Source organism: Bradyrhizobium sp. STM 3843, assembly GCF_000239815.1.
Taxonomy (GTDB): Bacteria; Pseudomonadota; Alphaproteobacteria; order Rhizobiales; family Xanthobacteraceae; genus Bradyrhizobium.
Genome location: NZ_CAFK01000146.1, coordinates 18,695 through 42,183, shown reverse-complemented (window position 1 = coordinate 42,183; position 23,489 = coordinate 18,695). Strand labels below are relative to the sequence as shown.

Sequence of the window (23,489 nt, the reverse complement as noted above, 5' to 3'; positions counted from 1 at the left end):
ATGGTGCGCCCCCTCCGGGAAGACCGGAGGGTTCAGTTGCGCCTCGTTGATGGCTCACTCATAATATGTTCGGTCGGCTGTATCGGCGCGTTCATGAGTAACCGGCCCGGGCTTTTGATGACTCGTTTACCCCTTCGTCAACCCTTGATCGCAGAGTAAACGAGTGCTTCGGCTCGGTGTCATCATCGGTGCAATTGCGCTGATCGGAACGGTGCTCTCCGGCCTCGCCGCCTATCGTGTGCATGATCAGGAGCTTGCGATCGATCGCATTGCGTTGGCGCGGGCGATCGACGTTCACGCCAGCCTTGTCCAGGATCGGTTGACCGAACGCGAATTGCTGGCACGGGTGGCCTCTCGGCTGTTTCGCACGCCGACGGTGATCCGAGCCAACATGCTGCAGCCGCTGCGCGCCGCGATCTACGCCTTCAAGACCGATTTCGTCGTCGCGGCATGGGTGGCCCGATTGAAGCCCGACGAACTGCCGGCTGCGCGCAGCGAACTGCAGCGGTCTGGCTTTGCCAATCCCAACATCCGCAATTTCGATGACAAAGCGCTGGAGCAGCAAACGCTCGACCACCCGGTCGATGTCTTGATGGATCTCGAGCCTCGCAACCCCGAGACCGCTCCGCTGGCGGGGATGGCGTTGGATGGCCATCCGGTGTTCGGTCCGATGCTGGCCCGCGCGATGGCCGAGGGCAAGCCGATCGCTTCCGATCCGACTCCGCTATTGCGTGCAAGCGGCCCGATCGGCTTGATCCTTGCTGCGCCGGTCGTGCTGGATGACGCAAGCTCCCCGGCGGGCTTCGTCACCTTTTCCTACGAACTCGGGCCGCTGATGCTCACCAACGACGACCTGTCGCTGTTCTCCGTTGCGCTCAAGGATCCGCGCCGTGAGGCCAGCGAACTGATCGCCAACGATCAGGGGGTGGTGACGACCCGGACGCGTGCGCCGGAGGCGGCGCAGCCGTCGGCGGCGCGGACAGTGACGTTCGGCAATCGCGATTGGTCGCTCGTCTACTACGCCAAGAGCAATACGGTTCGTCGCGCCCAGCAGACTGCGGCCATCGTCGCTGTGATCGGCCTTGCGCTGACCGGTATCGTCTGCGGCCTGTTCGGTTATGTGGCTTACAACAATCTGCGGCTCAGCCAGGAAATCCAGGTGCGGATCGGTTTCGAGCGGCGGTTGACCGCCGTCATCGACGAACTGAATCACCGGGTCAAGAATATCCTTGCCGTGATCCAATCGATCGTCACGCGCACCTTGCGTCACGGCAGCGACATCGATGTGGCCCGCGAGCTTCTGATCGGACGCATTCATGCGATGTCGAATGTCGTGACATTGCTCAGCGAGAGCCAATGGCAGGGCGTGCACCTGCGCGGATTGTTCGAGGCGCGCGCCATTCCGCATGCCGAACGCATCGCGATCAGCGGTCCCGACATCACGGTCAGCGCGCGCGCCGCGCAGAGCCTGTCGCTGTTGTTCTTCGAGCTCGCTTCGCATTCCGACGAGGGCCTGTCGCTGGTCGGAAAGCATCCGCACATCACGGCGAAATGGGAAGTGACCGGTGAGGAGCCGGACACGGTGTTTCAATTCCGCTGGGAAGAGTTCAACACCAGCGCGGCCACGCGCAGGCCGGACAGCGATTTCGGTCTGATCCTGCTCGATCGCGTCGCGCCGGAAGCGCTTGGTGGTACCTCCAAACGCTACTTCACCGAAGCGAGCTATGTCTACGAGCTCACCGCTCCGATGATGACCGTCGTCGACATGAGCGAACGCGATCGCACGGAAAAGTTCTCAGCACCGGTCCGTCCAGCGCGTTGATGCTCATCAGATCCGCGAGTTTCCCGCCCGGAACCAAAGCGACGGGATCAGCATTTTACGGCCATTCCTGCTGATCGGAGGCTCATCATGGGACGTTACTTGCTGCTGTGGCTGCTCGGCGTGCCGCTGCCCATCCTGGTGCTGATCTACGCATTGGGGGGCTTGCACTGACACCCTTCGAGCGGCGCACCGAGATGGTGGTACAAAAGAAAAAGGCGGCCTTCACGGCCGCCTTTTTTAGTCGTCTGAGTAAGTTGATCAGCCGCCGCTGCCGCCGATCACAGCCCGCACCGTCTCGTCGGGGCCGAAATCCTCGGCGCCTTCGACGTAGAGCAGAGCGGCGAGCTTGGAGCGCGCGCGGTTCACGCGGCTCTTGATCGTGCCAACTGCGCAGCCGCAGATCGCGGCGGCGTCTTCATAGGAGAAGCCGGACGCGCCGACCAGAATCAAGGCTTCGCGCTGATCCTGAGGCAGCTTGTCGAGGGCCGCGCGGAATTCTTCAAACTCCAAATGAGCGCCTTGCGAAGGATGCGTCTTCAGGGTCTTGGCATAGTTGCCTTCGGCGTCCTCTACTTCGCGCCGCCGCTTGCGGTAGTCGGAGCGAAACAGGTTGCGCAGGATGGTGAACAGCCACGCAGGCAGATTCGAGCCCGGCTGAAAGGAATCGATGTTCGCCAGCGCGCGGAGGAGGGTCTCCTGCACCAGGTCGTCGGCGCGGTCACTGTTGCCGCTGAGCGAGATGGCAAAGGCTCGCAGACTTGGGACGGAAGCCAGAATATCGTCCCGCAAGGAGTCAGTGAGAGGCATTAGTCCCTCCCGTTATTTTGGTCGTTGGATCCCCCGCTGTGCTCCACGTGGGGTTGCTCGCCCGAGACATCAAGTTTCCGGATCAGATCCGCAAACCGGTCGGGCACGCCCTGGCGGACGACATCGTCGTACATGGCGCGGAGTTGATGCCCGATCCGGGACTGAATCTCCGCATTGAGTCCGCCGGGCTTGCGGGGTGCCGCATTCTTGCTGGCTTGAGACTTTACATCCTTCATGACCTTTTCCACGTTTCCCCGAGAGTTAAGTCCCTGAAGCTTCAAGAATTATTCTCGTCGTCGAGAGGTGTATCCGGAACTAATGCTGGTGGACGAGAAAAGTTCCCATTGATTTGGGAACTTTTCTGCGGCTCGGGAGTAGTCTGCGGACCAGGGGAACCGGGCCGCCCCCGAGCATGCATGGCCCAAAATAGCGAATGGAGTGGGGATGTCCCGATCACAGCTTGTTGCTGAACATTTGCCGTTGCTGCGCCGTTACGCTCGCGCCCTGACCGGCAGCCAGGGCTCCGGGGACGCCTATGTGGGCGCCATGTTGGAAGCCCTGATCCAGGACCCGTCTCTGCTGGATGAGCGCTATGGTCCACGTGCTGGCCTGTTTCGGCTGTTCACCCAGATCTGGAACTCGGTGGCGCTGAACGACGATACCGAGGTCACGACCTTGCCCATGCCGCCTGAGCGGCGCTTGTCCAACATTACGCCGTTGCCCCGTCAGGCGTTCCTGCTTCTCTCGCTGGAAGGATTCCCGGAGGAGGAAGTCGCTTTCATCCTTGACATCGACGTGGCCGAGACCCGGCGCTTGGCCGATGCCGCAGGCCGCGAGCTGGCCGCCGAGATTGCGACCGACGTCCTGATCATCGAGGACGAGACCTTCATCGCCATGGACCTTGAGAGCCTGGTGCGAAATCTCGGCCATAACGTCATTGGCGTCGCCCGCACGCATGCGGACGCGGTCGCGCTCGCCAAGAACCGGAAGCCGGGCTTGATCCTGGCCGATATTCAGCTTGCCGACGGGTCGTCCGGCCTCGATGCGGTCAACGAGTTGCTGCGCTCGTTCGAGGTGCCGGTGGTGTTCATCACCGCCTATCCCGAGCGCTTCCTTACCGGCGAGCGGCCGGAGCCGGCCTTCCTGATCTCGAAGCCGTTCCAGCCCGCCATGGTCTCGGCGGTGGCCAGCCAGGCGCTGTTCTTCCAGCGCAATTCCCGCAATCGGATGCCAAAACCTGCGGCATAGGTTTGCCGCCTGATTCGGGTTGGTAGGTAGCGTAAGGCGTTTCGCCCGGCGCGCTTCTCGAAGGAGAAGCGCGCCGGATTTGTCTTGGCTGCTTGCCCGCCGCGTCGGCAAACGGCTGCCCCGATGGAACTTAAGTTCCGCGACTGCGTCGAAATGGTCTCGTTCATTGTAACTGTCTAGAAGCCCTGCTCGCTGCATGTAGCGACTCGAGAAACATACGGGGGATGAGTTGGACGGCCAGGACGTCTCTGCGCGTGGACAGCCGACGCGAGCGCGCCCGATTTCGGCTTATCTGGTGATGCTCGCGTTGGTCACCTCGCTTCCCATCACCGCCGCCGCAGCCTTTCTCGCCTACCATTTCGTCTCGGAATCGTCGCAACTGTTGCGCACGGAGTACGAAGACCGGCTCCGCCTGATGCGCAACGCGACTGAGCTTCGCATCGCCAACGTGATCGAAGATCTGCAAGTGCTTGCCTTGTCGCCGCTGCTGCAGCAGGGGCGGCTCACGGAGTTTCGCGCCCACGCGGTCGAAGTTGTGAGCCTGATCGGGGGCACCGCGATCGTTCTCTATGCGCCGGATGGCCAGCAGCTTGTCAACACCCGCCTGCCCCCCGACCAGCCATTGCCCCGACGCGTCTCGTTCGAGGCCGAGCGTCGCGCGATGGAGACCGGGCTCCCTCAAGTCTCCGGCTTGCAGAAGGCGGTTGTTGATGGACAGCCAATCGTCACGATCGCTGTTCCGGTCCGGGTCGACGGCCAAATTCGCTATGCGCTCAACATAGGTCTCTCGACGAACTATCTGTCAGCGCTGATGGACGATTACGTCTCTCCAGGAATGGTCGGGAGCATCATCGACCAGAAGGGACTGCTTCTCGCCCGTCGCCCCCTGCTTGATGGAGAAGATCTGATCGGTAAGCCGACGATCCCCGAGGTTCTGGCTCGCCTTGGAGAAGCGTCGGCGTTTTGGATCAAAGCGATGTCGCGCAAGGGCGTGCCAACCTATACATCACTGCTGCGATCGCCGCAGAGCGGTTGGACCATCAATCTCGCCATTCCACGCGAAGTGGTCGAGGGACCGCTTCATCGCACTGTTGAATGGATCCTGGTGCTGGCTGCCCTCGCTTTCCTGCTGAGCCTGTGGCTGGCACGGCAATTCAGCGCAAAATTTCTCACCGCGCTCGAAGGCCTCGAACGTTATGTGATGGAACTGAGGCGGCATGTCTCCGAACCGATCACCGGGTCGGTCGAGGAAGTCAACCGGATGCAGAACGTTCTGCATCAGGTCGGTCGCGAACTCGCCGGCGCCGAAAAGATCATCGAGCGCGAGCGCTCGTTGCTGCGGGCAACGGTCGAGAGCTTGCCGATTGGCGTCCTGCTTGTCGCGCCCGACGGTACGGTCACGTTGATCAACAACCAGATGCTCAGATTGTGGGGAATCGACGGTCTGACATCGGTGGACGATCCGGAGCCGCTTGGCCGTCCCGTTGATAAGGGCCGCGACACAGCGGAGCTTGCTGTCTCGATCGTCCGCGCCCTGCGCGACGGAGTGGCGACGGAGACCGAAGAGGTCGTGCACCGGGTGGATGGGACAGAGCGGAATCTGGTGATCACCGCAGTTCCCGTACGCGATGATGAGGGCGAGACGCTCGCCGCGGTCTGCGGCTGTTACGATGTGACTGCACTGCGGAGCGCGCTCCAGCAGCAAAGAGGCCTGCTCGACGAAATCAATCACCGCGTGAAGAACACGCTTTCGACCGTCCAATCGATTGCGCGCTTGTCGCGCGCCAGTGCGCACAGCCTGGAAGGCTTTGCGTCGTCATTCGAGGAGCGGATTCTCGCGCTGTCCGAAGCGTATAATCTGCTCACGGCCAATAATTGGGTCGGGGCCAGCTTGCAGGATATCGTTCGGAGAACGCTTGCCCCCTATGCTGGGCCCGAGCGCTTATCGATCTCCGGGCCTTCCATCCTACTGCCCCCGAAGCTTGCGCTCGCCTTGTCGGCCGCGCTTCAGGAGCTCAGTACCAACGCCGCCAAGTATGGCGCACTCTCGATTCCGTCCGGGAAAGTCGATGTCATCTGGTCGCGCGCGAAGAGCGGAACGATTTGCCTATCTTGGACGGAAAGCGACGGCCCGGCGGTGAGCAAACCGACGCGGCAGGGTTTCGGGACCAGGATGATCCAAACCATCTTCGCGACCGAACCGGCGTGGACGGTGAAGCTCGACTTCGAGCCGGCAGGATTGCGCTGCACGATGCGCTTCAGTGCCTCTGATCCTACATCAGATGCAAGCTCGCGTGTCATGCTGACCACTTAGTGCGTCTTCTGAATTCTGCTGAACTCTGCGCAGTTTCGGTGTGAGATGTCGTCGCAGACAGAGGCCATCCCGCGGATACCGGCAAGTCGTGCGCGCGGTATGGGGCTAGGCTCAGGCAGCTGCGGTGCAGCAGGCCATAGAGCGCGACTGCTCTACAGAAACGCGACTGCTCTACAGAAAAAGAATGCGGGGCACGGCTGGCATCACCACAGCCGTGCCCCGCGTTGCCGGTCAATGGGGCAGGGGGAACGACCGGCTGCCGAGATGACGCGCGAGCCAAAAAGTCGTTCCTCAGGGTGCAAATTATTTTTCGGATGTGCGCGATTATTTTTCTGCCTTCGGGGTGCCGATTTTAAGACACGGTTAAGTGATCGGCCAGTCCGAGAACCGTGTTCCCGCGACCAACGTTGGAATGGCGTCGCCAGTAGGCGAGGGAGCAGGGCCATGGCGTATACAGTAAAAGTGATTGTCTTCGGCACATTGGCCGCCTCGTTAACGCTGGGCGCCGTGCAGCTCGCATCCGGGCACGATTTGACCGGCGGACTGCTCCGCACGTCAGTCGACAACGTGAACCTCCGCGCGTCGGTCGACAACGTGAACCGCGCCGCAAAGGCGGACCGCGGCGTGGTCGCCCCGGCGGGGCAACTGACCAGAACCGTCGCACTGCACTTGTCGCAATTCGACGACACCACGTTTCTGCTTCGTCTGCCGCTGACGGAGAGCACAGGCCCAAGCGTTGTTGGCGAGACGAGGGGCCGGCCGCCCGCAGAGCTGGTCAGGACCGATGGCAGCAAAACCAACGGCAGCAAGAAGGTCGCGAAACATCCGATCGCCTGCGAACCATCAGTGTCCGTCCTGACCGAAATTGCCAAGACGCTGCAACCTGGCCGTTGCATCACCTGATGGATCTAGGCCGGAGGGCCAGCAGACTTGCACAAGGGCAGGTCATGACGTCGGGCACACCAGTATTCGGGTACGTGAAACACGTCCCCATCCGGCTCTTTCGCGTTAACTACTCGGCCGGAGTTTCGTCTCCGGAGGCTTGCCGGCTGGCCATCAGGCCGAGGGCGAGCCCGCCGACGGCCAGGATCGGGAGCAGTCGCTTCAGGCCGATCGTGCGCACGAGCTGGAGGCCGGTGGCCAGCAGCATCGGGTCGGCGAGCGCGGTGTGAACGGCAGAGCGGGCGGTTTCCGCCCTGCGCGTTTCGATTTGACGCTTCCGGGCCATGTAGCTGCCCGCCGCGATCAGGGTCACGATAAAGAAGATCAGGGCCCCGGTCAGGCACGCCGGCACCAGGCCGTAGCGCTCCAGCACGAACACGAACGCCGCGGCGCAGAGAAAGCTCGTGGTGATGAACAGGCCGAGCGCTGCCGCGGCCGCCAGCGACGTCAAGCGCACCGCCGTGCCGCTCGACTCTTTGAAACCTTCAATCAACTGCTGAAGCATGATCGTCCCCCTGGTGGCCCGTCAGCCGTTTGGCCCGTCAGCCAAGCCAGCACGGCGCCGATCGTCGGGGCCGTGCTTTCCGTCGTTGCAGAGCTGACGCGGCTCGGTCGCTCAGCGCCGCCAGGCCACGCCAATCAGGAAGCCGAGGCCGAGCGCAATGCCGACCGTCGCAAGCGGACGCTGTGTAATGACATCCTCGAAGCGTTCCTCGAGCGAGCTCGCAGCATCCTGAGCTGCGTCCATCATCGCGCTACCGCGCTCGGAAATATCGTCGAGGTTCTGATCCATCCTCTCGCGGGCTTGGCGATAGCCGCTGCGGGCCTGGCTGCCAGCCTTGCCAGCGAAGGCGTTGAGTGCGTCGGTGATCTGGTCGGTGAGGGCGGCGATATCATTTTTCACGGCGTTGACATCCTTCTGCAGTCGTTCGTAGTTCTCTTTGTCGGCGAGATCTCGCATGGCGGTCTCGCCATCGGTCATCGGCATCGAAAGCTCCCGGGGCAAAGTGGGCGTCTCAGTCCGAAAAACGCCGCGTGATGGGGGAAGTTCCAGGAACGAAACTCCAATTAGTCGGACGGAAGTTGCGGCGAATCGTCCGGCAGCAGATGTTCCTTCATGATCAGCCCGACGATCAGTAGCGGTGAAGCCAGGAAGGCGCCCATCGGTCCCCAGAGCCAGGTCCAGAAGGCGAGCGCGATGAACACGGCAAGCGCATTCAGCGCCAGACGGCGGCCGATGATGGTCGGCGTGATGAAATGGCCTTCCATGAACGTGATGCCGGCGAACGCCAGCGGTGCCATCAGGCCGCCGCTGAGCGTCGGGAATGCGATGATGCCGACGACGGTGAGAACTGCGAACATCGCGATCGGTCCGATGATCGGGATGAAATTCAAGGTCGCGGCGAGCGCGCCGAGACCTGCCGGGTTGGGCATGCCGGTCAAGGCGCAGGCGATGCCGGTCGCAATGCCGACACCTGTGTTGATGAGTGTCACCGTCAACAGATAATTGCCGAGATGAAGCTCCATCTCGTTCAGAATGCGCAAGGTGCGCAGCCGCGCTTCGTGATCGGCGAAGATCATGATCAGCGCGCGTCGCAGATCGCGCCAGCTCGCGATGAATAGCACCAAGGTGGCGAAGAACAGCAGGAATTCGGTGAAGGTCGGTGTCAGGAATTCGATGGTCGGCTGGACCCAGTCGAATTTTGGAATCTGCAGGCTGGCCGTGCTCTCGGGGCTGCCGCCGCCGATGGCGGTCTGCATTTCGTGCCAGAGCGCGAGCGGCCGGTCGAACACATGCAGCTTGTCCTTCAGCCGGGTCGCAAGCTCCGGCAGCCGGTTGCTCCAGTCGAGCAGCGGCGCAGAGATCAGCCCGACGATGAAGGCTACGCCCGTAGCGACCGCCGTGACGATCAGGACTGCGGCGATCGCGCGTGGAATCCGATAGCGCTCGAGGAAATTGGCGGCCGGCGACAGCATGGTCCCGACCACGAAAGCCATGACGACCGGAAGAAAGAACGCCTTCGCGACATAGAGCACCGCGGTGACGCAGATGATCGTCAGGATCACCAGCGCGATAGCGACCACCTCGGTACGCCGGATAACCGGCGGCAATTCGCTACGGCGCTCGGGAAGCGGAGAGCTCTCATTCCCCTCCGACATGAGCCGCTCGGTCGGAAGTACGCGCACCATCGTTCTCCCGCGGCCGGAGGTATCGAGCGCTGAGCTGCGCCGGTGGACTGCCCTTGTAGTAACGGACGATCCCCCTTTCGGGTTCCGTCGCGAGAACGTGAGCCTCGCAAAGCTTGACAGGTGCGTGACGAACACATCCGCGCCGGAACTGCGGCAAGACCTTCCGCGTTTGGCGTGACGAACCGCATCGCCCGCGCGCGATGCCCGATCAAGGGGGCACCCATGACACAGTCCGCTTTCACCCGCAGCACGCTGCTGCGCCGCTCCTCCGCGCTGGTCTTCCTCGGCTTGATGGTCCTGGCGCCATGCTTGGCCTCCGCTGCACATGCGCAGACGCTCGGCTACGCACCCGCGCCACGCGAGGTCTTCCCGCCAGAGGCCGCCACGCCCGACACCGCGGTTCAGGATGAAGACAGCCTGCTCCCGGATCGCTTCCGCCGCACGGTCGTCAATCTCGACACGCGCGAGGCGCCAGGCACGATCATCATCGACACCGGAAATACCTATCTCTACTACGTGCTCGGCGGTGGCCGCGCCATCCGCTACGGCGTCGGCGTGGGCCGCGAGGGGTTCACCTGGTCCGGCGTCCAGACCGTCACGCACAAGGCGGAATGGCCGGATTGGCATCCGCCGGCAGAGATGATCGCGCGTCAGCCCTATCTGCCGCGCTTCATGGCGGGCGGCCCCGGCAATCCGCTCGGCGCGCGGGCGATGTATCTCGGCTCCAGCGAATACCGCATTCACGGCACCAATGATCCCACGACGATCGGCAAATTTGTCTCCTCCGGCTGTGTCCGGCTGACCAATGAGGACGTGACCGACCTGTTCAATCGCGTCCAGGTCGGCACCAAGGTCGTGGTGCTGCCGAAGGGACCGATGAAGGGGGCGCCGCTGCAGGCACGCAGTCTCCCCGCCACGCGTCCGGCCGCGCTGCGTCCGGCCGTGACGACGATCCCGTCGGGACGACAAGCCATGTTCATTCCGGTCTCTGCAGTCAACTAGGCGCGAGGGACGGATATGAAAGATCGGTCGGCTGTCGCCACGCTCGCGTTGGGCGCAATCGTGATCACGGGGGTGCTGGCGATTCTGCCGCGTGCCCATGCGCAGGACTTCTTCTCGTCGTTGTTCGGTGGTTTCGAGGCGCCGTCGCGGGCCGCCCCGCAGCCTTATGTCCGCCTCCCGTATACGGACGAAGCGCCGCCCCCGCGCCGGCCTGCGCCGCGGGAACGGGAGGACGTCGCCTCCAGCGGTGGCGGTGGACAGGCCTGGTGCGTGCGCACCTGCGACGGCCGTTACTTTCCGCTCGGCGCCACCGGCGATCAGAGCAAAGAGGCGGCCTGCAATAGCTTCTGCCCCGCCGCCAAGACCGAGATCGTCTATGGCAGCGCCATCGACGAGGCGGAGACCGATGGTGGCAAGCCTTATTCCGAACTGCCCAATGCCTTCCGCTACCGCAAAGAGATCGTCGATGGTTGCACCTGCAACGGCAAGGATCATTTCGGGCTGGCCAAGGTCTCGATCGACAATGACCCGACCTTGCGCAAGGGCGACATCGTCGCCGGTGCGGACGGTCTGATGGTCGCCAATCGCAGCGCCGGCAAGCACGCCGCGATGAACTTCTCGCCGGCGCCGGAATCGATCCGGTCGCGGTTTCGGCGCGCGCCGGTGGTCGCGTCCGAGTAGCGCGTGACCAACGCGAGCGTCAGGCGGCGCGGATCTTCCTGAGGAACTCATTGACCTGATGGCCGAGATGCTGGCTCTGGCTCTCCAGCGTCTCGGACGCGCGCTTGACGTTCTCGGCCGCGGCCGCGGCGGCATCGGCGTCCGACTTTACGCCGCTGACATTGTCGGAGACGTTCTTGGTGCCTTGTGCAGCAAATTGGGTGCTGCGCGAAATCTCCTGCGTCGCCGCGCCCTGTTCCTGCACGGCGGCAGCAATCGCAGTCGCGACCTCGTTGACCTCGCCGATGATACCGCCGATCCCCTTGATCGCATCGATGGCTTCTCCAGCAACCTTCTGAATGCCGGCGATCTGCTCGGAGATCTCGTCGGTGGCCTTGGCGGTTTGGCTCGCCAGCGTCTTCACCTCGGAGGCGACGACGGCAAAGCCCTTGCCGGACTCGCCGGCGCGCGCCGCCTCGATCGTGGCATTGAGCGCCAACAGGTTGGTCTGCGCCGCGATGCTGTTGATGAGCCCGACCACTTCGCCGATGCGGTTCGCGGATTGGGCAAGCCCCTGCACGGTCGTGTCCGTCATCCGCGCCTGATCGACGGCACGGCTGGCAATGCCGGCCGCATGCGATGCCTGCTGGCTGATGTCGCCGATCGAAGCGTTCAGCTCTTCGGCGGCGGAGGCGACGCTCTCGACATTCATCGAGGCATCGCTCGAGGCCTTCTCGGCCACCTGCACCCGGGCATTGGTCTGCCGCGACACGTCCGACAATCCGGCGGAGGTCGCGCGCATGTCGTTAGAGGCCTGGCCCAGCTGCTCGAGGCTGTTGCGCACGGCGCTCTCGAACTCGGAGACGTAGGTCTCGATCTCGCGCTGCCGCGCGACCGTTCCAGCATTGCGCTCGCGCTCCTGCGCTTCGATGGCAAGCTTCTCCTGCGCCTGGCTTTTGAAGGTCTCGAGCGCGCCGGCGAGCGCGCCGATCTCGTCCTGCCGGTGCGTATAGCCGGTCTCGACTCCGAGATTGCCGGACGCCACCTGCAGCATCGCGTCGCGCATCCGATGCAGGGGATGGATCACCCGCAAGCTGATGGTGACCATGGCGCCGCCCCCGAGCACGACCGCTGCGATCAGAAAGAAGACCTCGAGGCCAAGCGCGCGCAGCGCCGATGCATGCTGCTCCTCGATGTGGGTCTTGGCGGTTTCGAGCGCCACCTCCGCCACGGCGACCGCAGCGCTGAGGCGCCCGACAGTGAACGGGCTCCATTTGTTGGCCACCATTTCTGGCGTCTGGCCCGTGACCAGCGCGTTGACCAGGCGATCACGCAACGCCGCATAGTCCGCATCGAAATAAGCGTGCATGGTCGAATCCATCGCGGCCGTCATCGCCGGCGGCAGCTTGGCGCCGCCGGCAGCCAGTTGGAGCGCCTTCCAGGCTGCTTCGGCGCCGCCGACCACCTTCATGTAGTTCTGTTGGGTTTCCGCCGTCATCTTGCCGGCGGCAAGCCCGTTCGAGACCACGAATGATGCGTCGCCTGCGGTGTTGCGCAGCAGCCAGGCGAGCTGCTTGATCATCAGGAGCTGGTCGACGGTGGCGTCGGCATGGTTCACTTCGGCGGCGAGGATGTTCTGGACCTTGTCGAGCGTCTCCAGAAGTTTGGTCTCGGTGTCCATATATTCCTTGCCGAGCGCCATGCGCCGCGCCGCCTTCGGCTTGGTCATCTCCTGCCAGAATTCCTTCTGCTGATTGTTCAAGGTCTTGAACAGGCGCTCGAACTCAGGGACCAGGGTCGCGTGCTCCGCGAAGTCAATTCCCGGCAGGATCTCGAGCGCGCGAGCCATGGCGGGCATCTGAATGTCACGAAGGCCGCGGATATAGGTTTCGATATCCGGTTCGAGCTTCTCGTCCAGCGTCAGCACGCGGTTGGTCGTCGTGCGGTCGGCGCGCAGCTTATCCATGGCCTTGAACATGCTGGCGGATGCATCGACCACCGATGCGATGCGGTTGGTGACCTGCAGTTCGCGCCAGGACGTCCAGGCCCGCGAGGCGAACAGGGCAACGATCAAGACCGCGATGATGAGGATGACGGCCTTCAGCGTGGCGGCAATGGTCAAACGATTCAACATGGTGCGCTCCAAATTGGAGCCATTTGTTCCCTAACAGGGTAAAGATTGAGATGAAGGGGCGCTCCGTTGAACTACGGAGCTTTGCGCAGTTTTGGGGTTCCCGTGGCGGAACCTAAGACCGGCGATCGTGTTAACCTCGGGAAGCCAGCGCATTTCTTCATCTACCTTGGGGGGTCGGTCCATGCTCGTCAGTGCTCTCGTCACCTTTCTGGTCGTCATTCTCGTGCTGTATCTGATCAACCTGCTGCCGATCGACGGGCGGGCCAAGCAGATCTGCCGGGTGATCGTGATCATCCTCGGGGTGATCTCGCTCTTGAAGTACATCGCTGTCTTCTAGCAGTCTAAGATTGTATCTCGGTGAAAGAAAAAGCCCCGGCGTAACAGCCGGGGCTTTCGTCACTTAGGCCGAAGCTTTGGCCTCGCGGCGGCGCGCCGTGAGGATGTATTCGGTGTAGCCGTTCGGCTGCGTGCGCCCCTTGAAGACCAGGTCGCAGGCGGCCTTGAAGGCGACCCCGTCGAAGGAAGGCGCCATCGGCTGGTAGAGCGGATCGCCGGCATTCTGCTTGTCGACCACTTCGGCCATCCGCTTCAGCGATTCCATCACCTGCGCCTCGGTGACGACGCCGTGATGCAGCCAGTTGGCAAGATGCTGGCTGGAGATGCGCAACGTGGCGCGGTCCTCCATCAGGCCGACATCGTGGATGTCAGGCACCTTGGAGCAGCCGACGCCCTGGTCGATCCAGCGCACGACATAGCCCAGAATGCCCTGGCAGTTGTTGTCGATCTCCTGGCGCACGTCATCGGGCGCCCAGTTCGACTGCGACACCGGAATGGTGAGGATGTCGGAGAGCTTGGCGCGCTGGCCGCCCTTGGCGAGCTCCTGCTGCCGCGCCAGCACATTGACCTGGTGGTAGTGCAGCGCATGCAGGCTGGCAGCGGTCGGCGACGGCACCCAGGCGGTGGTGGCGCCGGCCTGCGGGTGGCCGATCTTCTGCGCCAGCATGTCCGCCATCTTGTCGGGCGCCGCCCACATGCCCTTGCCGATCTGCGCATGTCCCGGCAGGCCATCGATCAGGCCCATATCGACGTTCCAGTCCTCATAGGCCTTGATCCAGGGCTGCGCCCTCATCTCGTTCTTGCGGATCATCGGGCCCGCTTCCATCGAGGTGTGGATCTCGTCGCCGGTGCGGTCGAGGAAGCCGGTGTTGATGAACATGATGCGCTTGGAGGCCTGCTGGATGCAGGCCTTGAGATTGACGGTGGTGCGGCGCTCCTCGTCCATGATGCCGATCTTCATCGTGTTCTCCGGCAGGCCGAGCAGCTTCTCGACTCGGCCGAACAGCTCGACGGCGAAGGCCACCTCGTCGGGGCCATGCATCTTCGGCTTGACGATGTAGATCGAGCCGGTGCGGCTGTTTTTGACCTTGGACAGACCTTTGAGATCGTGGATCGCGAGCAGACCCGTCACGGCGGCATCGAGGATGCCCTCCGGCACCTCCTCGCCCTTGGCGTCGAGCACCGCGTCGGTGAACATGTGGTGCCCGCAATTGCGGATCAGCAGCAGGCTGCGGCCATGCAGCGTCAGCTTTCCGCCGTCCGCCGTCGTGTAGCTGCGGTCGGTGTGCAGGTCGCGCGTCAGCGTTTTGCCGCCCTTCTCGAAATCGGCCGACAGCGTGCCGTTCATCAGGCCCAGCGTGTTGCGATAGACCAGCACCTTGTCCTCGGCGTCGACCGCGGCGACGGAGTCTTCCATGTCGAGGATGGTGGAGACCGCAGCCTCCATGATCATGTCGGCGACCCCGGCCGGATCATCCTTGCCGATGACGTGGCTGCGATCGATCTGGACGTCGATGTGGAGGCCGTTGTTGACCAGCAGGATCGCTGATGGCGCCGATGCATCGCCCTGGTAGCCAGCGAACTGCGCGGCATTCTTCAACCCGGTCGCGTTGCCGCTCTTCAGCTTCGCCGAGAGCTGGCCGGCGATCACGCTGTAGGAGGTCACGTCGGTGTGGCTGCCGGTCGCGAGCGGCACGGCGGCATCGAGGAAGGCCTTGGCCTTGGCGATCACCTTGTCGCCGCGCGCCTTGTTGAAGCCCTTGCCCGTCTCGCTCGGGTCGTGCGGGATCGCATCGGTGCCGTAGAAGGCGTCGTAGAGCGAGCCCCAGCGCGCATTGGCGGCGTTGAGCGCGTAGCGCGCATTGGTCAGCGGCACCACCAGCTGCGGCCCGCAGATCTTGCTGATCTCTTCGTCCACATTGGCGGTTTCGACCTTCTGCGTGGCCGGCTCCGGCAGCAGGTAGCCGATCTCCTTCAGGAAGGCGGTATAGGCATTGAGGTCGAAGGCCTTGCCCTTGTGGGCGACGTGCCAGGCGTCGATCTTGGCCTGCAGGGCATCACGGAACGCCAGCAACTCGCGATTCCGGGGGGCGAGATCGCGGATGATCGCGGCAACCCCGGCCCAGAATGCATCGGCCTCGATCCCGGTCTTTGGGGCCGCCTCCTTGGCGATGAAATCGTAAAGGACGGGGGCGATCTTCAGTCCGTGGGCGTCGATGCGGTTCATGATCAGACGTTTTCTCTCTGAGAGGCGCGGCGTTGCGCGCGAATTGGGCATGCTGAAAAAACCGCCTCCCGGGCGGTGTGTGCGGTGCATTTAGCGCTAAAGAGGGGGGCGGGGAAAGGGGGCAGGGGTGTCGCATATGGTCTGGGAGGCGCTCCGGCCGGCAGGCGGTGATGATGATCCCGCGTCATGGGGAGCATCATGGGGACAGGGTGGGCCAATGGTCGCCGCGCTCAAGCCTGATCCTATGACGACAGGCGTCATCACCCCCGCAGGCGGGTGATCCAGTACGCCGCGGCCTTTCGAGGACTCACCGCCGTCTCTGGAATACTGGATCGCCCGGTCGGAGCCGGGCGATGACGATGAGAGTGCGGAGAGTGTGTTCCGACTCATGCTCATGACCTAAGGCTCACGCCGTCTCAACTGACGCGGCTTCGTTCTCGCGGCGCGTTCCGCGCCCGAGCTTTGCGGACGATCCGCCCTCCAATGGAAGAGGGCGCAGGGAAGGCCGGGTGTTAGCTCACACCCGTGGCCCGCCTGCAGAAAAGAAAGCAGGCGGCAGTCACCACAGGTACGAGCCGGACAACCGGCCTTCCCTGCGCGATGGCTTTACGGCTTATACGTGATCTCCCCGGGGACCGGCTTGATTGCCCCCGTTTGCGACAATGCCTGACGGCATTGCGCAGGCACCAGCACCGGGATGCCAGGACCACACGATTTCGCCGTGCGCATCGAGATTGCTCGTCGGCATGATCACTCACGCTGCAACCCGACGCGCCCACCGCATCCCGCGCTCAACGTTTCGTGACGATCGCGAAGCGCCCCTCTCGCGAGCACGGGATGGAGGGAGTGAACATCGATTTCTGAAAATGCGAAAGCAGAATATTTTTGCGTCGGCGTCTGGACAGGGCAAATCAGCTTGATGTGGCTGGTGAAATCGGCTTTTCGGCGCAGGCGAATTACCCGGCTCCGCTACCTTGGATGTGGGTGCGGTCTATAAATTGGCCATCCAACGACCAACCGATTTGCCCGTCAGGTCGTCTCGCTTATATTCCTATCAGCGGCGTTCTTTCGCTCCGTCCCAGCCGTCGACGTAACGATGGCTCGCTGATCTGCTCGACATGGATTCGATGGTGCTCGACGTCGTCTTGAAACAGATCGCTCGAGATCTTTGCGGAGCTGAAGCGACGGAGGACGATATTCGTCTGCTGAGATCACGCTTCAATCCAAGGCTTCTGCCCGACTGGCTGGTCACTATGCTAAACGGAAACAGACTGGCGGGGATGTGCTTTTCGCTGGACGCAAGCGTAGACAAGTCAAACGTCGGCGCCGAGGTTCAATGGCTCACACCGGTGCAGATCGTGTCGGAAGCAACCGAATGTGAGCCCGGTGCGTCAGTCGTATCACTTGGATATTTTCCGATCGGTGCCTGTGCCGAGGGATCGGGCGATCCGTATTTTCTGGATTTGCTAGAGGCGACGGACGATCCGCCCCTGGTGCGGGTGCCGCATGACTTTGCCGGCTGTGGGCAATATCCAATCGACCGTATTGAACGAGTGAGCGACTCGCTAAGCGAGTTTCTAAGCAAAGCAACGCTTTCCGGCATCATCCAAGCTCCGTAGGTGGATTCATCAGCGTAGCCCGCGTGAGCGTAAGCGATACGCGGGGGCCCCGGATATCGCTTTCGCTCATCCGGGCTACGCCAGCCGCTCGACAAGATGCGCGCGCGAGGGCGCGGGCTCGAACGGGTCGGCGAAATATTGGGTTTCGTGGACCACGAGCCCGTCGCGGAATTCCATGATACTGACGGTGTAGGAGGGCCTGCCGTCATAGGTAAGGACGAACTCGGTGATCCAGAGATCACCGTTGCCGATCATTCGCCGGACCTTGAAATGCTTCTTGTTCGGCTGGATCGTCCGGCTCTCCTGGATGTTGCGTCGGCCGCGGATGCGCTCGCCCGATTGCGGATAATCAAGCACGGCATCGGCGTGGTAGATTTCATGTTCGACCTCGAAGTCGCTGGCGTCGGAGGCGTCCCAATGACGTTCGAGCGCTGCCCGCACCGTTCGATCATTCATCTCGATCTCCCTTTCCGTGCGACAAGCTTGTTGGGAAGCTGCGGCACGCGCTCAGCGGAGGCTTGTCTCGGCTCTGCCTGCTATCCGATCGGTCTGTCAAAATCAGCGCGTAACACTGTCCGCCGTGGACGGAAGGGCGAAAGCTCACCATCCTTGTTGTAGAAATCGGAGTGGTGGGCGCGGCGCTAAGCTTTGCCCACCTCGCGTACTAAGCCCAAGCGAGACCGCCCGCCATGATAGGTTCGTCATCGCTGTCATTGCCGGAGCGATCGGGCAGCCGCTTCCGAATTCTCGCGCCGCTCTCGCGCCGGTGCCGCAAATCCAGCCGACCAGCCGCAGTCGCAAGACGGCTCGTGAATCCTGCGATCCGTGCGGTTGCCTGCTTGATGAGGAACAGGATCGTCGTAACGCGGCTCAGGATGCCGAGCAGGAGCAGGACCGAGACAATATCGATATAGGCCAGGACATCGCCGACCAGCATCAATTCGGGCGGAAGTGGGATCTGGTGATGGTACGCGAGAACAACGACGATGACCGGCAAGAACGCGATCACCTTCCTTAGTGTCAGCCGGTCCAGCAAGGCGGCGAGCTGCACGACCAGAACTTCCCACAGCCAATCACCCAGGAGAGCGGGTTTGTCGATGGTCCATTCCTTCCAAAGCGCCTTCCACATCGGAGGCTCCGCAGTCGATGGCGTGCAGGTGTGAGGTACTATAGCATGCATCGGCGCCTGCGGAAGTGGTGCGGATACTCGGGATGAATTGAATACATGCAGCATCTTCAACGTCTGGCCGCTTATCAGTACCGACCGCGCATGGTCACGTTCCTGGGAGCGCGGGCCTGCGGCCGATGGCGCGTCAAGATCAATGCCATCACCGTCAGCGGTGTCGCGTCGGACGTCCCGGATATCATCGAAGCCGCGTGGGACACGAGTGCGTCGGTGCTCCGGGAGTTGCCGGAAACCGAGCTGGACAGCAACATCGCCTTTCTCATCATCCATGTCGGTGAAGCCGGTGTCTGGCTCCTGATCGACCGCTGGGAAGATTGCGACATTCTGCGCCATCATCACTTCCGTGCGCCGCTCACCGATCCGACCCGCTTCATGGATGTCAGCGCAGAGCATTACGGCCCTTGCGTCTGGGAACTGGCGGTGCAGACCTTCGAACGGCAGGCCTGGCTGGACTACGTTCTGGCGAATCCGGCCGGTCCGGATGTCGAGACCTATCTGTCCGTCGGGCTGAATGGCTCGATTTGACCGGCCCGAGTCGCCCGCCTGAGCGCAAGCGATACGCGGGGACCCCGACGTCGCTGTCGCTCATCCGGGCTGCACGGTCCTAGAGCGCGCCCGAGGTGATGAGGCCGAGCTTGAGCCATGCGGACGGCGGCACCTCGGTGGGCCGTCTGCGGTCGGCCCAGTTGCGATCGACGATGTCGAGCAGGGTGGGGTCGACGCCCATTTCGCGCAGATAGAGCCGGAACTGCTCGCCGTAATGCGCGGTCAGACCGGCGCGATGCTCGGCAGAGACATTCGGCGCGAGCCGGTTGTGGATCTCCATGCCGACAAGAAGCACGTTCACATCCGGCGGCAGCATGCGACGCACGCCGCCGGCCAGCATCAGCACACAGCCGATGTTGCATTCGAAATTGGCGGCATCGATGCTCGCATCGAGCGCGCCGCCCGAGCGCTTCAGCACCAGGCAATCGGCTTGCGATTTGTCGCCGCAGGCTGCGACCACCGTTCGGCCGACGCTGGCATCGATGCCGCGGTCGCGCAGGATGCGGCCGAGGCTCACGGCGACGCTGAGGTTGGATTCGGTGTGCACGTTGATGACGACCGGCAGCTTGTGTCCGGACTGGCGGTCGAGGATCGCGATCAGCCGTTTGAAAGTGTCGAACTGGATCGTGCCTTCGGCCGCGATCCAGTCGGCGCAGCCGCGACCGCAGGCGTCAGGCTGACCGTGTGCGACGTAGAAGATCATGGCATCGGGCAGCGCCCCGAACTCGGCAATCGGTGGCGTCGTGGCAGGCTGCGCCACGGCCGTACCCGCTTCGACCACGATGGTCATCGCGACCATCAATCGTGCCCAAAACGCTATGGTAGCCATCGTCACCGCCCAGCGACCTGTTTCCCCATTGTCACTGCCGAAAAGTAGTTGTGCAAGTGAATGTATGCGGTCGAGGCGGGTATCGCGGCTCTACAGGACGACAAGGCGCCTTGCGTTTGCATCGTCGATCGACGGGCTACGGCCGCTGATCGGAGGCCGACCAGATACGAAGAATTGAAGGACGGCCGACAAACCGCAACAGGAACGCTTCCCCGCGCGCGCTGTTCATGCCGGGTCGAAGCGGAGGCATCCATGGCCCCTCAACCCTTTTCGGTCCTGACCGCGCGGTCGGCATTCAGGAGCCTGCTCTCGCGACGCAAGTTTCTCGGCGCCTCGACGGCCGCGGTGGCCGGTGCGCTCGCCAGCGAACGCGCCGCCGCGCAGGCCAATGCACAAGGATCAGAGCCGCAGCAGAGCGCCAGCGATCCGGGGCCGCAGAACCGCGCCCTTCAACAGCTCTTCCCCAGCAGCGTGTTGCCGCCACCGACCGACCATGCGCTGCCGCCGACCTTCTGGAGCTCGTTTGCGATGATGCACCGTCGCGTCCAGGACGGCGGCTGGTCGCGCCAGGTGAATGTCCAGGACTTTCCGATCTCCAAGGACATCGCCGGCGTCAACATGCGGCTGACCGCCGGCGGCATCCGCGAGCTGCATTGGCACGAGGCCGACGAATGGGCAATCATGCTGTACGGCAAGTGCCGGATCACGGCGGTCGATGTCGACGGCGGCACCTTCGTGGATGATGTGAGTGCCGGCGATCTTTGGTACTTCCCGACCGGAGTGCCGCATTCGCTGCAGGGCCTCGGCCCCGACGGCTGCGAGTTCCTGCTGGTGTTCGATGACGGCAAGTTCTCGGAGGACAACACCACGCTGCTGTCGGACTGGATGATCCATACGCCGCCGGATGTAGTGGCGAAGAACTGGAGCGTGACCGAGAGCGCGCTGGCATCGTTCAAGACCATTCCGTCGGAGGGGCGTTATATTTTCCAGGCCGCCGTCCCAGGTGGATTGGACCAGGACCGTAGCGCCGCAATCAATTCCGGGCAGCGTAGTGCCGAGACATTCGATTTTCGGATGCTGCGGATGCAGCCGCAGAAATCGAACCGCGGTGGCGAGGTGCGGATCGTCGATTCCACGAATTTCCCGGCCTCAAAGAACATCGCGATGGCGCATGTCACCGTGAAACCCGGCGGCATGCGCGAGCTGCACTGGCATCCGAACGCCAATGAATGGCAGTACTACATCGCAGGGAAGGGCCGCATGACCGTGTTCTTCAATCGCGCCGCGGCCCGCACCGCCGACTTCAACCCCGGCGACGTCGGCTACATTCCGCAGACGCTCGGGCATTACATCGAGAACACCGGCGATACCGATCTGGTCTTCCTCGAGATGTTCAAGACCTCGCGTTACCAGGACATCTCGCTCAACCAATGGCTCACGCACATTCCGCCTGAGCTGGTTACGCAGCATCTGGGGATTTCCGCGGAGACGCTGCAGGCGATTCCGAAGGCCAACACCGCGCTGGTTCCGGGGTGAGGCCCGATTCTGCGGACGTGCATCCTCAGGGCACGCCGTCATGCCCCGCGCAGGCGGGGCATCCAGTACGCCGAGACGTCTCAGTTAAACACAGCCGCTTCTGGAATACTGGATCGCCCGCCTGAAGCGGGCGATGACGGTGGAGGGCATTCGGAAGATCGAAATCGTCCGTCAGATATTCGCCGCCAGATCCGCGATGTCGTCGAACAGCACGCTGGTGGAAGCGAGCAGCCGCTCGATCGCGTCGGTGGCTTCGGCGACCGGCCAGGCCGAGGTGTCGATCACGAGCTCCGCGTCGGTCGGCGGCTCGTAGTCGTTGCCGATGCCGGTGAAGCCTTTCAGGCTCCCGGCGCGGGCCTTGGCATAGTGCCCCTTCGGATCGCGGCTTTCGCACACCTCGGCGGGTGTGGCGACATAGACCTCGCGGAACAGATCGCCGGCGATGCGCCGGGCCGCGGCGCGGTCCTCGCGCGCGGGCGACACCGCCGCGACAACAGCGATATGGCCGTTGCGGGCGAGATGCGTTGCCACCTCGGCGAGGCGGCGGATGTTCTCGGCGCGATCCTCGGGCGTGAAGCCGAGATCCTTGTTCAGCCCGGCGCGCAGGGTGTCGCCGTCGAGCAGCACCGGCGCGCCGCCGCGGGTGAACAGCCGCCGCTCCAGCGCGCGAGCAAGCGTGGATTTGCCGGCGCCGGGCAGGCCCGTGAGCCACACCACCGCGCCCTTGTGGCGGAAGCGCTCGGCGCGCTCCTGCGGCTGCAGCGCCGATTCCACCGGCACGATGTCGACCGGGGTGGCGCGTCTGCCTTCATCGACCGACAGCACCAAGCCGCCGCCGGCGATGCGGCCATTGATCTCGATCACCAGCCGTCCGGTGCGCGGGTTCTCGGCGGTGGCATCGGCCGCTACCGGCTGTGCCAGCGCGATCGCGATCTCGCCGACATGGTTGCGCCCGACCACTGCGGTCTCTTCGCTCGCGAGCGCGCCGGGATCGATCGCCTTCTCGATCGCAATGACGCTGGCGCGGGTCTCGCGGGTGCCGAGCCGCACCAGGATGCTGTCGCCCTTCTTGAGCGGGGTATCGTGAAGCCAGAAGATGCGCGCATGCAGCCGCCGCGTCGCCTGCGGCTCCTTGGCCACATGAGCGATGACGTCGCCGCGCTCGATGAACAGCTCGCGGTCGAGCGTGATGCCGACCGCGCGGCCCGCGCCTTGCGGCACTGTCACCGGCGTCGCCGGCCAGCCCTCGACGCTGCGGATCTTGGCGATCTTGCCGGCCGGCATGATCACGATCTCGTCGCCGGCGCGAAGCTGGCCGGACTCGATGCGTCCGGCGATGATGCGGCGGTCGTCGAACTTGTAGATCGCCTGCACGGGCAACCGTAGCGGCAACGCTTCCAGCGGCCGCGCCGGCTCCAGCGCATCCAGCGCCTCGACCACGGTCGGGCCCTTGTACCAGCCGATCCGCGAGGTTCTGATGGCGACGCCGTCGCCGTCGCGCGCCGAGATCGGGATCACGGCCACCGGCGTCACACCGAGACTTTCAAGATGCGCCGAGATCTCGTCCTTGATCTCGTTGAAGCGCGCGGCCGAGAAATCGACGCGGTCCATCTTGTTGACGACGACGGCGACCTGGCGGACGCCGAGCAGATGCAACAGATAGCCGTGGCGGCGGGTCTGGTCGCGGACGCCTTCGAGCGCATCGATGATCAAGACCGCGCCGTCGGCCTGCGAGGCGCCGGTGATCATGTTGCGCAGGAACTCGGCATGGCCGGGCGCATCGATCAGCACCACGTCGCGCGCATTGGTGCGGAAGCGGATCTGCGTGGTGTCGATGGTGATGCCCTGGTCGCGCTCGGTCTGCAGCGCGTCCAGCAGGAACGACCATTCGAACGGCATGCCGCGCCGCGCGCTGACCGCCTTAAGCATCTCCAGCTTGCCCTCGGGCAGGCTGCCGGTCTCATGCAGGAGCCGGCCGACCAGGGTGGATTTGCCGTGGTCGACATGGCCGACGATGACGATGCGGACCTGCGGGCGCGTGGTGCCGTTCGGCGTGGCCGACACGGCGGAGGGGAGCATCATGTTCATTGC

21 protein-coding genes are annotated in these 23,489 nt (G+C 63.5%); 10 read left to right on the top strand and 11 right to left on the bottom strand.

Annotated elements, in window-relative coordinates; translation table 11 throughout:
- Positions 1-163 precede the first annotated feature (163 nt).
- The gene (locus tag BRAS3843_RS16820) at positions 164-1,822 is read left to right on the top strand and encodes an HWE histidine kinase domain-containing protein (protein WP_008970158.1); all 1,659 of its coding nucleotides are present in this window, start codon (positions 164-166) and stop codon (positions 1,820-1,822) included.
- Positions 1,823-2,080: 258 nt separating this feature from the next.
- Here the strand turns inward: BRAS3843_RS16820 and BRAS3843_RS16815 are convergent, their stop codons facing one another.
- Complete coding sequence (locus tag BRAS3843_RS16815) at positions 2,081-2,629, bottom strand: sigma-70 family RNA polymerase sigma factor (protein WP_008970156.1); 549 nt, start codon at positions 2,627-2,629, stop codon at positions 2,081-2,083.
- Positions 2,629-2,865, bottom strand: a complete 237-nt coding sequence (locus BRAS3843_RS16810; RefSeq protein WP_008970155.1) for a NepR family anti-sigma factor — start codon at positions 2,863-2,865, stop codon at positions 2,629-2,631. The genes BRAS3843_RS16815 and BRAS3843_RS16810 overlap by 1 nt, the downstream gene beginning before the upstream one ends.
- Before the next feature lie 208 nt (positions 2,866-3,073).
- Here BRAS3843_RS16810 and BRAS3843_RS16805 point away from each other — a divergent pair, with 208 nt between their 5' ends.
- The 3 genes from BRAS3843_RS16805 (at position 3,074) to BRAS3843_RS16795 (ending at position 7,094) form a co-directional block, all read left to right on the top strand.
- Positions 3,074-3,877, top strand: a complete 804-nt coding sequence (locus tag BRAS3843_RS16805; RefSeq protein WP_008970154.1) for a response regulator — start codon at positions 3,074-3,076, stop codon at positions 3,875-3,877.
- A 298-nt stretch (positions 3,878-4,175) separates the two neighbouring features.
- Positions 4,176-6,191, top strand: a complete 2,016-nt coding sequence (locus tag BRAS3843_RS39665) for an HWE histidine kinase domain-containing protein (RefSeq protein ID WP_083841382.1) — start codon at positions 4,176-4,178, stop codon at positions 6,189-6,191.
- Positions 6,192-6,635: 444 nt separating this feature from the next.
- Entirely contained in the window at positions 6,636-7,094 is a 459-nt protein-coding gene (locus BRAS3843_RS16795; RefSeq protein ID WP_008970152.1) for a hypothetical protein, read from the top strand.
- Positions 7,095-7,203: 109 nt separating this feature from the next.
- Here the strand turns inward: BRAS3843_RS16795 and BRAS3843_RS16790 are convergent, their stop codons facing one another.
- From BRAS3843_RS16790 to BRAS3843_RS16780, 3 genes are all read right to left on the bottom strand, one after another.
- On the bottom strand, positions 7,204-7,638 hold the full coding sequence (locus BRAS3843_RS16790) for a hypothetical protein (protein WP_008970151.1): 435 nt from the start codon (positions 7,636-7,638) through the stop codon (positions 7,204-7,206).
- 111 nt (positions 7,639-7,749) lie between these two features.
- Positions 7,750-8,121 (bottom strand): DUF883 family protein, encoded by a 372-nt coding sequence (locus BRAS3843_RS16785; protein ID WP_008970150.1) that lies wholly within the window; start codon positions 8,119-8,121, stop codon positions 7,750-7,752.
- A gap of 80 nt (positions 8,122-8,201) precedes the next feature.
- Positions 8,202-9,320, bottom strand: a complete 1,119-nt coding sequence (locus BRAS3843_RS16780) for an AI-2E family transporter (RefSeq protein WP_008970149.1) — start codon at positions 9,318-9,320, stop codon at positions 8,202-8,204.
- Positions 9,321-9,545: 225 nt separating this feature from the next.
- Here BRAS3843_RS16780 and BRAS3843_RS16775 point away from each other — a divergent pair, with 225 nt between their 5' ends.
- Positions 9,546-10,325 (top strand): L,D-transpeptidase, encoded by a 780-nt coding sequence (locus tag BRAS3843_RS16775; protein WP_008970147.1) that lies wholly within the window; start codon positions 9,546-9,548, stop codon positions 10,323-10,325.
- Between the two features lie 15 nt (positions 10,326-10,340).
- Positions 10,341-11,006 (top strand): DUF2865 domain-containing protein, encoded by a 666-nt coding sequence (locus tag BRAS3843_RS16770; RefSeq protein WP_008970146.1) that lies wholly within the window; start codon positions 10,341-10,343, stop codon positions 11,004-11,006.
- Positions 11,007-11,025: 19 nt separating this feature from the next.
- Here BRAS3843_RS16770 and BRAS3843_RS16765 read toward each other — a convergent pair whose 3' ends face one another.
- Positions 11,026-13,119, bottom strand: a complete 2,094-nt coding sequence (locus BRAS3843_RS16765; RefSeq protein WP_008970145.1) for a HAMP domain-containing methyl-accepting chemotaxis protein — start codon at positions 13,117-13,119, stop codon at positions 11,026-11,028.
- Positions 13,120-13,300: 181 nt separating this feature from the next.
- Between BRAS3843_RS16765 and BRAS3843_RS41555 the strand changes: the two genes are divergently transcribed.
- Positions 13,301-13,456 carry a Thivi_2564 family membrane protein gene (locus BRAS3843_RS41555; protein ID WP_008970144.1) on the top strand — a complete coding sequence of 52 codons (156 nt, stop codon included), beginning with the start codon at positions 13,301-13,303 and terminating at the stop codon, positions 13,454-13,456.
- A 63-nt stretch (positions 13,457-13,519) separates the two neighbouring features.
- On the opposite strand, the gene BRAS3843_RS16760 is transcribed toward BRAS3843_RS41555, so the two are convergent.
- Positions 13,520-15,682 (bottom strand): malate synthase G, encoded by a 2,163-nt coding sequence (locus BRAS3843_RS16760; RefSeq protein ID WP_008970143.1) that lies wholly within the window; start codon positions 15,680-15,682, stop codon positions 13,520-13,522.
- A 1,118-nt stretch (positions 15,683-16,800) separates the two neighbouring features.
- On the opposite strand from BRAS3843_RS16760, the gene BRAS3843_RS38920 reads away from it, so the two are divergent.
- Positions 16,801-17,301: an SMI1/KNR4 family protein gene (locus BRAS3843_RS38920; RefSeq protein WP_008970142.1), complete on the top strand. Its 501-nt coding sequence runs from the start codon at positions 16,801-16,803 to the stop codon at positions 17,299-17,301.
- 75 nt (positions 17,302-17,376) lie between these two features.
- Here the strand turns inward: BRAS3843_RS38920 and BRAS3843_RS16750 are convergent, their stop codons facing one another.
- Entirely contained in the window at positions 17,377-17,757 is a 381-nt protein-coding gene (locus tag BRAS3843_RS16750) for a nuclear transport factor 2 family protein (protein WP_008970141.1), read from the bottom strand.
- A 208-nt stretch (positions 17,758-17,965) separates the two neighbouring features.
- The gene (locus BRAS3843_RS16745) at positions 17,966-18,430 is read right to left on the bottom strand and encodes a hypothetical protein (protein WP_008970140.1); all 465 of its coding nucleotides are present in this window, start codon (positions 18,428-18,430) and stop codon (positions 17,966-17,968) included.
- Positions 18,431-18,526: 96 nt separating this feature from the next.
- Here BRAS3843_RS16745 and BRAS3843_RS38915 point away from each other — a divergent pair, with 96 nt between their 5' ends.
- Positions 18,527-19,012, top strand: coding sequence for a hypothetical protein (locus BRAS3843_RS38915; RefSeq protein ID WP_008970139.1), 486 nt, complete (start codon positions 18,527-18,529; stop codon positions 19,010-19,012).
- A 79-nt stretch (positions 19,013-19,091) separates the two neighbouring features.
- Here the strand turns inward: BRAS3843_RS38915 and BRAS3843_RS16735 are convergent, their stop codons facing one another.
- Positions 19,092-19,823 (bottom strand): hypothetical protein, encoded by a 732-nt coding sequence (locus BRAS3843_RS16735; protein ID WP_008970138.1) that lies wholly within the window; start codon positions 19,821-19,823, stop codon positions 19,092-19,094.
- A gap of 291 nt (positions 19,824-20,114) precedes the next feature.
- On the opposite strand from BRAS3843_RS16735, the gene BRAS3843_RS16730 reads away from it, so the two are divergent.
- Positions 20,115-21,398 carry a cupin domain-containing protein gene (locus BRAS3843_RS16730; RefSeq protein WP_008970137.1) on the top strand — a complete coding sequence of 428 codons (1,284 nt, stop codon included), beginning with the start codon at positions 20,115-20,117 and terminating at the stop codon, positions 21,396-21,398.
- A 171-nt stretch (positions 21,399-21,569) separates the two neighbouring features.
- Here the strand turns inward: BRAS3843_RS16730 and cysC are convergent, their stop codons facing one another.
- A complete protein-coding gene (cysC, locus tag BRAS3843_RS16725) occupies positions 21,570-23,486 on the bottom strand; it encodes an adenylyl-sulfate kinase (RefSeq protein ID WP_035981928.1) in 1,917 nt (638 codons plus the stop codon).
- Between the last annotated feature and the right edge of the window lie 3 nt (positions 23,487-23,489).

Excerpts from the sequence above, each read along its gene's own strand:
- BRAS3843_RS16815 (WP_008970156.1), bottom strand. The coding sequence starts at position 2,629 with ATGCCTCTCACTGACTCCTTGCGGGACGATATTCTGGCTTCCGTCCCA.
- BRAS3843_RS16810 (WP_008970155.1), bottom strand. The coding sequence starts at position 2,865 with ATGAAGGATGTAAAGTCTCAAGCCAGCAAGAATGCGGCACCCCGCAAG.
- BRAS3843_RS16805 (WP_008970154.1), top strand. The coding sequence starts at position 3,074 with ATGTCCCGATCACAGCTTGTTGCTGAACATTTGCCGTTGCTGCGCCGT.
- BRAS3843_RS39665 (WP_083841382.1), top strand. The coding sequence starts at position 4,176 with ATGCTCGCGTTGGTCACCTCGCTTCCCATCACCGCCGCCGCAGCCTTT.
- BRAS3843_RS16795 (WP_008970152.1), top strand. The coding sequence starts at position 6,636 with ATGGCGTATACAGTAAAAGTGATTGTCTTCGGCACATTGGCCGCCTCG.
- BRAS3843_RS16790 (WP_008970151.1), bottom strand. The coding sequence starts at position 7,638 with ATGCTTCAGCAGTTGATTGAAGGTTTCAAAGAGTCGAGCGGCACGGCG.
- BRAS3843_RS16785 (WP_008970150.1), bottom strand. The coding sequence starts at position 8,121 with ATGCCGATGACCGATGGCGAGACCGCCATGCGAGATCTCGCCGACAAA.
- BRAS3843_RS16775 (WP_008970147.1), top strand. The coding sequence starts at position 9,546 with ATGACACAGTCCGCTTTCACCCGCAGCACGCTGCTGCGCCGCTCCTCC.
- BRAS3843_RS16770 (WP_008970146.1), top strand. The coding sequence starts at position 10,341 with ATGAAAGATCGGTCGGCTGTCGCCACGCTCGCGTTGGGCGCAATCGTG.
- BRAS3843_RS16765 (WP_008970145.1), bottom strand. The coding sequence starts at position 13,119 with ATGTTGAATCGTTTGACCATTGCCGCCACGCTGAAGGCCGTCATCCTC.
- BRAS3843_RS41555 (WP_008970144.1), top strand. The coding sequence starts at position 13,301 with ATGCTCGTCAGTGCTCTCGTCACCTTTCTGGTCGTCATTCTCGTGCTG.
- BRAS3843_RS16760 (WP_008970143.1), bottom strand. The coding sequence starts at position 15,682 with ATGAACCGCATCGACGCCCACGGACTGAAGATCGCCCCCGTCCTTTAC.
- BRAS3843_RS38920 (WP_008970142.1), top strand. The coding sequence starts at position 16,801 with ATGGATTCGATGGTGCTCGACGTCGTCTTGAAACAGATCGCTCGAGAT.
- BRAS3843_RS16750 (WP_008970141.1), bottom strand. The coding sequence starts at position 17,757 with ATGAATGATCGAACGGTGCGGGCAGCGCTCGAACGTCATTGGGACGCC.
- BRAS3843_RS16745 (WP_008970140.1), bottom strand. The coding sequence starts at position 18,430 with ATGTGGAAGGCGCTTTGGAAGGAATGGACCATCGACAAACCCGCTCTC.
- BRAS3843_RS38915 (WP_008970139.1), top strand. The coding sequence starts at position 18,527 with ATGCAGCATCTTCAACGTCTGGCCGCTTATCAGTACCGACCGCGCATG.
- BRAS3843_RS16735 (WP_008970138.1), bottom strand. The coding sequence starts at position 19,823 with ATGACCATCGTGGTCGAAGCGGGTACGGCCGTGGCGCAGCCTGCCACG.
- BRAS3843_RS16730 (WP_008970137.1), top strand. The coding sequence starts at position 20,115 with ATGGCCCCTCAACCCTTTTCGGTCCTGACCGCGCGGTCGGCATTCAGG.
- cysC (WP_035981928.1), bottom strand. The coding sequence starts at position 23,486 with ATGAACATGATGCTCCCCTCCGCCGTGTCGGCCACGCCGAACGGCACC.